Source organism: Neisseria sp. P0021.S005 (assembly GCF_051956955.1).
In genome coordinates this window covers 1-2,031 of record NZ_JBQCWY010000557.1, presented here as the reverse complement: position 1 = coordinate 2,031, position 2,031 = coordinate 1, and the positions used below count along the sequence as shown (strand labels likewise).

2 protein-coding genes are annotated in these 2,031 nt (G+C 50.0%); one reads left to right on the top strand and one right to left on the bottom strand.

Annotation, left to right across the window (positions count from 1 at the left end; translation table 11 throughout):
• Window positions 1-967: metallophosphoesterase (locus ACTHUE_RS16790; protein WP_440402982.1), on the bottom strand; the 967-nt coding region annotated here is incomplete at its 3' end.
• A 103-nt stretch (window positions 968-1,070) separates the two neighbouring features.
• Between ACTHUE_RS16790 and ACTHUE_RS16785 the strand changes: the two genes are divergently transcribed.
• Window positions 1,071-1,979, top strand: a complete 909-nt coding sequence (locus ACTHUE_RS16785; RefSeq protein WP_070459946.1) for a Dyp-type peroxidase — start codon at window positions 1,071-1,073, stop codon at window positions 1,977-1,979.
• Window positions 1,980-2,031 lie beyond the last annotated feature (52 nt).

Below are 2,031 nucleotides of genomic sequence, written 5' to 3'. Positions count from 1 at the left end.
CGTAAGCAAGACGATAAAGCGTACGGACGATAAGGTTGGCAGGTGCAACTTGGCCGTTGTGGACATGGCCGGAGACCTGCACATCAATCGGCAGCCGGGCATGGGTTTCGATTGAAGTAGGACGGTGATCCATCAATAAAACCGGTAATTGGGTATTTTGACCTTCCAAAAGCTGCTCCGCACTGGGACGCTTGCGATCCAAATCATCGCTCCGCCCTACCAGCAACACACCATTCACTTCCAGAACCTGATTGGCCAAAACCGTCAAACCTGCCGCTTCCAATTCATGTTTGATACGCTTCTGATCGCGGAACCAGTCATGATTGCCCAAAGTGGCATAAACGCCCATCGGCGCAGTCAGCTTCTGCAAATGCGGTTTCATGTTTTCTTTAAGGTAGGCATCAACGGTATCGTCCATCAAATCCCCCGGCAGCAACACCATGTCGACTTTTTCCCGCTTCATGATGTCCGTTAGCTTGTCCAATTGACGCGCGCCAAACAAAATCCCCAAGTGCAAATCGCTGGCCACGCCGATACGCAGCGGCTTATCCATTTTCTTATTGATGAATACAGTCTGATGGCGAACAACAGGCGTATAGGCGTTATACATCCCAAAACCGAGCAAACCGGCCACAAACAAAGGCGCAAACAGCCGCAGGCTTCGTGACAGCAGTTGGCGTGCCATAAAACGGCGCAGCAAAAGATACAGGATAAATGTCGCCAGCGCGGCATACATCACAAACAGCAAGATCACCATCCAAAACGCCATCGCGCGGAATATTATATGTCCCAACTCCAGCAGCAAACCGACCAACAAGCCGTTTGTAATGAAATAGGAAATACCCATCAGCCAACGTCTGCCGACTTTGCCAATCCAAGGCGCAAACAACCATTGCAGCGAACGCCCGAGCCCGAATGTAAACACTTGCAACAGAATGACGCTCACAAAAAACATCTTGCCAAACATGCCTTTCCGCCCTAAAAAATCAAAAGGCAGATTTTAGGCCGTCTGAAACTTTCAGTGTATAATCCCCCGCGTAAAAACCCATAATATTTTGAAAGGAATCATCATGAGCCATCCCCAATCAGCCATTATTCCTGATCACGCACAAGCCGGTATTTTTATCGAAGCAGACATTTCAGACGGCCGCAATGAAGACATCAAATCTGCCTGCCGTCTTTCTTTGGAGGCTCTGGCTAAACTGAAAACCCGTTTTCCGAATGATATTTTGGGTTTGACCATTGCCTTTGGCAGCCGCGCATGGCAATCGTTCGGCCATACTGACGAAGGCAGCGAAATCAAACCTTTCCCAGAATTGGGCAACGGCCTCGCACCCTCCACCCAACACGACCTCTATATCCACATTCAAGCCACCGAGCAAAAAGCCGCCTACGCCTTGGCCCAATCTGTTTTCAGCGCATTCGGCGACAGCATCCGCGTAGCCACTGAAGAACACGGCCTGCGCCTGTATGAAGACCGCGGCTTGGACGGTTTTGTCGACGGTACGGAAAATCCGCAGGGCGATGACAATGTGCGCAATGTCGCCATTATTCCCGAAGGCAAGCCTGATGCCGGCGGCAGCTATGTTTTGCTGCAAAAATACCTGCACGATTTGAAAAAATGGGATGCCGTTCCCACTGCCGAACAAGAAGCCAGCGTTGGCCGCAGCAAAGAAACCAATGACGAATTCAGCAAAGACGTGCGCCTGCCAGATTCCCATCTCGGCCGCGTCAATGTTAAAGAAAACGGCGTTGGCCTGAAAATTGTCCGCCGCAGCCTACCCTTCGGCAAACTCAGCGGCGAACATGGTTTGATGTTCACTTCCTATTGCAACACGCTGCACAATATTGAAGTTCAACTGCTCAATATGTTCGGCGAATCTGACGGCAAAACCGACTTACTGCTGAAACATTTGTCTAAAGCCGTATCAGGTGCTTACTACTACGCACCTTCTGTCGAACGTTTGCAAAATCTTTAACGGCTCAAAGGCCGTCTGAAAAAAACCTGCCTTTTCAAAGGCAGGTTTTTGT

What these genes read in the sequence shown, in the direction of transcription:
- ACTHUE_RS16785 (WP_070459946.1), top strand. Translation starts at nt 1,071, where the DNA reads ATGAGCCATCCCCAATCAGCCATTATTCCTGATCACGCACAAGCCGGT.